Genomic DNA, 5,734 nt, shown 5'->3' on the forward strand with positions numbered 1-5,734 from the left:
AAAGTCTTGAGTACGGGATTGATCGTACTACCTGTTTCTCGATCGAAATTATAGCTGAGTTGATGGTAATGCTCGCGCACGTAACTCTCTAATTCTGCTGTCGGGATGACTGCGGCATAAACCGGACGTTGCCGCTGCTCGGAGGTATATTCAACGTTCGTTAGAGTGTCGCCCAAGGCATTATTAAGCTGTTGGCGAAGATAATCGACTCCAAACGAGAATACCGCGTGTTTGCCATCTTCAGTAACGCCCATCCTCGCGCCAAACCTAGATCGTACTTCTGCTTGAATACCTTTAAGAAATGAAGGCACCGAACCCAGCTTATCGACATCGATTGCGGGTAACTCAGTGCTAACAAGATTGGCTTGACTGAGCCAATTACCAAGTTTTCGTAGATCCTGTCCGATGACTGGACGCACTACTCTAGCATCGCTTAACGCTTGCTGATAAGCATCTGGTTCGAGCGGCTTGCCAAATTTAGAGATAAAGCGGTCTAGTTTATCGACCTTTGAGCCTTTCTTTTGCTCTAGCTCGACTGGATCTACAACTAATACCTCATAACCACGCCGATATTCCTCAACATAAGCAGGATGAGTATCGAGATAAGACTGATATGGAATCTTCTGTTTGTTCAGATATTCCTTCATCTCACCAGCAACACTAACTGGAAGATCGATTTGGTAAAAATTCTTTAGATCGACTCCATCGTTTTTAATGACTGGTTGTTTTATCTCAGTCATTAGAATTGAATTACTACTCAAGCGATTTAAAATCTGCGACCTGATATTAGCGTTTTGAGTGTCCGTCTCACTTGGCTCCCGTTGGTAGACAGTTGGCTCGTATAACTTAGATTCAGACTGAATCTTCCACACAGCAGCATTCATCACTTTCTGAGGATCGGGAATATCTAGTCGATAGTGATGATTGGGTGAAATAGCGGAAATTTGCTCGTCACCAGTTAATTGTGCGGTAATAGCAGAACGAGCGGTGATATCCCCTAATTTATGGCGATTGCTGTCAATATTTTGATAGATTTCGTACCCGATAATTACTGGGTCTGCTTTGATTATTTGACGATCGATATTCTTAAATGCAACATAACCAGATAGAACTTTACTATAATCGATTGGTTCTCCCGCTGCATCGCTATCCGGCATTATTCCAGTTAAATAATACTCTCGTCCATTATCTTCGAGAACTGCTGAAAATGTGGGCTTCTGATTTGCGAGCGATCGAGGATTTACCCGAAATTCACTAAATTGCAGATTTCCAACCGCATCATCGCCGATCGAGCGGTCGAATAGTTCGCTCAATTCATCGCTGGTATAAACCACCGGACACTTTAATCCTTTTATATCGATTTGATAGGGTGTGCTGGTAACTTTCTCAAGTGTCAAATTTTGGGCACTCTCCACAGATTTACCCGTTGGTGTCAAATTAACCGCGAGAATGCGTTTCTTGTTACTCAATTCGATCGACAGGTTAACAGTCTCTTTTTGCAAGCGACCTTCACCAAGTAATCCTGCTGGTAAAGCCGAATACATAGCCGCCTTCGCTTTATCTGCAAAGTTACCAGACTGTCGATAAGCCTGACGATGTAGATTCGATGCAAATTCAATCTTATAACTATTACCATCGGGTGCGATCGGGTTTAAAGCACCCTTGTCATCAACATTAAATTTGAATCGTTCCGTGCCCAATAATTCGAGTAATTCGGCGGCACTTTTGTCGAGAACGAGTGATTCATCGGTGGCGACCTTAATTCGTTCGACCAGACTTTGCGGATATGCTGCTAAAAGCAATGCTGGATTGGCATTTCCAGTCACCTTCGCAATCGCTGCTAAACTTTCCATCTGACCGATCTCAGCTTTCTCAAACGCTTGACGCATATTAACCACTGCGGCTTTACGTTCGCGTTGAATCGCTGCTTTTGTATCACCGACTTTCACAAAATCAATTAAACCTTTAGCTACTCCTGCCTGAAAATCTACAGCCTCAAATTCGATCTTTCTCTCTCCACACTTTTGTGCAAAGTTTTTGCACCATTCACGATCTAACAAGCCGACATCATGTTGTGTGACAAATTCACCGTTAATATTTCGCTCGATATAGGTCGCATTTTCATCAAATAAATTTAACTTAAATTCACCAAATTCAGCGTTTTTAAGTACATTAACACCACTGACATTCAAACTGAAAATATCGATCTTCGTCCCTGCATATTTAATTTCGAGATAAGTTCGCTCCTTACCTGCTAATTTAGCGATGCGATTGTACTCTGCATATTTGTCGATCGCTTCCTGGTCGTCATTGATATAAAAACCTGCAATTGCTAATGCTTGCTCTGAAACCGGAATATCTTTAAATGCTCCAGTTAAATTTGCATTAGTAGAAGTAGTCTCGCGATCGAGCGGCTGATAATTTTGATTGCATAAATCTTGTAAAGTCTCTGGTAAACTAAAACCAGTCGGTTTAGGCTTGAAGTTGTTATTATAAGCCGCCGATTTAGATTTTCCAGATACCGAAGTGTATTTATCTCGGCTAAAGTTAGTAGCAATTGCCGAACTCAATTCGACTTCGATCTGATTGGCAGACTTAAAAATATCGACGGCATCTTGATTGAGTTGACTCGTAACCACAATCGCCTCATCTAATACATCTTGATACGATCTCAATCGATCGATATTAGACAGTTCGGGATCGGCGGCTAGACGAGTTAACTTAACTGACTCGGTATCTTCGTATTTGATAAAATGCTTTGCTAGAGGATCGAACCGTTCGCGAGTTTCGGTAAATTTAAGTGGAATATTAGTATCGATGCCCTGCTCGATCAACCGCGAGAGATTTTGATACCGATCGACAACTTCTTGTAGTTCGCCAGCGCGTTCGGGATATTTTTTGATAAAGTTTGGTAAATAAATCCGGTTGAAATCATAGATGGCAGTCAATAGCTTTTCGGGCAACTTATTTTTGACCTTTCCATCGGGAGTAGTAAATTCCAAACGTTCGCAGTCATCGCGGAATCGAGCCAGGGACTTCTGAAAATCTATCATCTTGAATAAAGACCGATGGTATCCGGCACTTTCATAAGCTGCGATCGCCAACTTCTCATCAAAAGAATCGCTAAAAACTTGAGCTGCATCTTTAATCGAGCTGGGTAAAGTTACTGGATAAAACTCTCCATCTATCCCCATCCCAGTAAACCGATCTTTAACTGCCGCAAATAAAGACTGATTTGTCTTCTCCAAATACTCGATTGCCAGTCGATCGATTAACTCCGCATTACCACTCTCGATAGCCAGATCGATCTCTGACTTTGATAAGTGTAGCCGTGCTTTCTGGCTATAAACTAAATTGACATAAGGCGGACGAATGTGAATTGCGACCTCCGGTAAAGTCATCTCTGTCGGCAGATTTTTTGCCCGTTTTTCAAAGTTAGGTAGCTTGGCATCGGGATGTTCGTTTTCTTGTACCGCCGCATATAAATTTGGGACGATCGTCCGTGAAATGGCATTACCAGTATCCCCGTCATAGTCCATCTGAGTAGACTGCATCAACGTCTGAAATTCTGCTTTGAGGCGTTCCTCCGTGCCATATTCCTCGATCAGTGCATCGTAGGTGTCTGGGTCTTCTGCCTCAATTCGTTCGAGTGTCTGAATATTGACATACATGATGTCGGGATCGGCTCCCAATTTTTGTAAGCTTTCCCAAGCTTTCAGGTTATTTTTGACTGTGAGTAGCCCGTTCCGATTGACTACTGGAGAGCGAAAAAATACAAATTCTTCGCCATCCTTGAGCCAAGGTACGGCAATCTCTCCATATTTGAGATCCCATGCAGGAAGAACTGTTGCATTGTCACCGTTCAAACGACGAGTATCGGCAAATGAGAGATTGCGCCAGGATGCACTCAACCTGTCTCCCAGCCAGTCTTTAACTTGGACGGAGTTAAGCAAATCGTACCGCCCCGTACTCAATGCCATATCCATCAAATTGATGGTGTTAAACTCGTCAGGTTGAGCTTCGTTCTCCATGTAATAGTCGTTTAATGCCCACGCAGCAGCCAATACTAGATTTTGACTGTGAGCGGCAAGAACTTGAGCTTCTGCTTGAACGACAGGCAATACATCATGCGCTGCTTGAGGATAAATCGATAATACTTCACTAATGGCTGACTTAGTATTTTGGCTGTCGTTCTTGATGCCGAAGAATATTTCTTCCGGTTGATATTCATACATTCCAGGCACGGGCTTTTGCCCCTTGAAGCTATCGAGAGATAAAATCATGTCTGGAGCGTCGCCAGCGGGAAATAACTGGGGTAGATCGATTGTATTTAAGAATCCTTTCGCAAATGTGGTAGCTTGAGCACTTTTGACCCCCATCCGAAACTGGATTGCTTTATCTTTATCTGTCAGCTCCTTCAATAAATTTTTATCGATCGCGCCACAAGAATCATGAACGAATTGGCGAGAGATCTCTGGCGGAATGTTAGCGTTACCACTGTCATAACCGTTGGCGAAATCGACTACTACAATTTTTAGCGGACGATCCGCTTTGAGTGGTTCGCAACCACCTTTGAAAATGCTGGAGTAAGCTCCAGCTAAATAGTCGATCGGCAATACTTCCTTGAGTTTTTGGGCAGCTTCTGGAGAACCATAAATTAAATCATCGCGATCGACTAAGATTAATTGCGTTCCTGCGGGAGCGTTACTAATAATCTCTGCTTGAGTTGTAAAGTCATCATTTTGAGCTAAATATAACTTCTCTCCAGGGATAAAGAAATCTAGCAGCGTTTCACCAAGAATCTTGCGCTTGGCGGGTTGTTTGGTTTTTGGATCGATCTGAACTTTTTGAGCGAACAGGCTGTAACGAGTTAAATCTGTCATCTATTACCTCCTGGGGATAAAGCGAATTTCGACAGTCGAACCAACTGTAATCTTGAGCTTGTTGGCGATTCCAGCTTTAACTTCAACTACTCGATCGAACGGTTGATTGGTGCGATGTTTCAAGCATCTTTGTTCGTCGCAAGCTTCGACACGAGCTATATAAGCGACTCGATTGCCATTGAAGAATAAGATATCCGTCGCAAACTTATTGTCCTTGCCACTAAATGCCGTATCGGACGTAAAATCGCCAGCATATAGCATTCCCCGATCGTCCGCCATATCCTTACTTTCTCGAAAGGTTAGCCCACGAGCGATATCCAATTTTGTTCGCGCCACCTCTAAATTAATCGCTTTATCACCATTAATTAATTGCGCCTCAATCGGTAAGATAATAGCTGACTTTGGGGCAATTTCTTCTGGCTTAAAGCCTTGCATGATAAAGGGAAAAGCTAAGAAAAACACCCAGTAAAACTGACTGTATTTAAGCTGCTCTGGCTGTTTGTCAATCTCCTGAGTCATAGTTAATTACAGTTAAGTGAATATAAGGGTTCTTCTGGTAAGTCAAAGGGATGGGGCAAATCCGAACTCGAAGCTTCGGTAAAAGCTTTAGCTCTATTCTCGATCGCCATAATTCCTTCAGGATTGCGGGTATAGAGCGTTCTAACGCGAGTTCTTGCGGCTAGAATATCCTCTGCTGATAGTTCGATCGGATCGCCTACTTCAAGACGATAGAATTGGTAGGTAGCAGCTTCGATGGCCATCTGCGCGAGTTCGGCACCAGTACATTTTTCGGTACGCTCCAGGATGCTAAACCATTCCCGATCGGTCAATCGTCCGTGCCCTGTTTTATA

General features: G+C 43.1%; 2 protein-coding genes and 1 pseudogene. All 3 read right to left on the minus strand.

The annotated features are described in order from the left end of the window. Positions 1–4,883, minus strand: a 4,883-nt coding sequence (locus ACEW9I_RS10675) for a hypothetical protein (protein ID WP_373540323.1), incomplete at its 3' end; no start/stop codon positions are given. A gap of 3 nt (positions 4,884–4,886) precedes the next feature. Further along, positions 4,887–5,402 carry a DUF192 domain-containing protein gene (locus ACEW9I_RS10680; RefSeq protein WP_373540324.1) on the minus strand — a complete coding sequence of 172 codons (516 nt, stop codon included), beginning with the start codon at positions 5,400–5,402 and terminating at the stop codon, positions 4,887–4,889. A 2-nt stretch (positions 5,403–5,404) separates the two neighbouring features. After that, positions 5,405–5,734 (minus strand): annotated as a pseudogene (locus tag ACEW9I_RS10685) (AAA family ATPase); the annotation flags it as partial.

The sequence above is a fragment of the Chamaesiphon sp. genome (assembly GCF_041738855.1).
Taxonomy (GTDB): Bacteria; Cyanobacteriota; Cyanobacteriia; order Cyanobacteriales; family Chamaesiphonaceae; genus Chamaesiphon.

What these genes read in the sequence shown, in the direction of transcription:
- ACEW9I_RS10680 (WP_373540324.1), bottom strand. Translation starts at nt 5,402, where the DNA reads ATGACTCAGGAGATTGACAAACAGCCAGAGCAGCTTAAATACAGTCAG.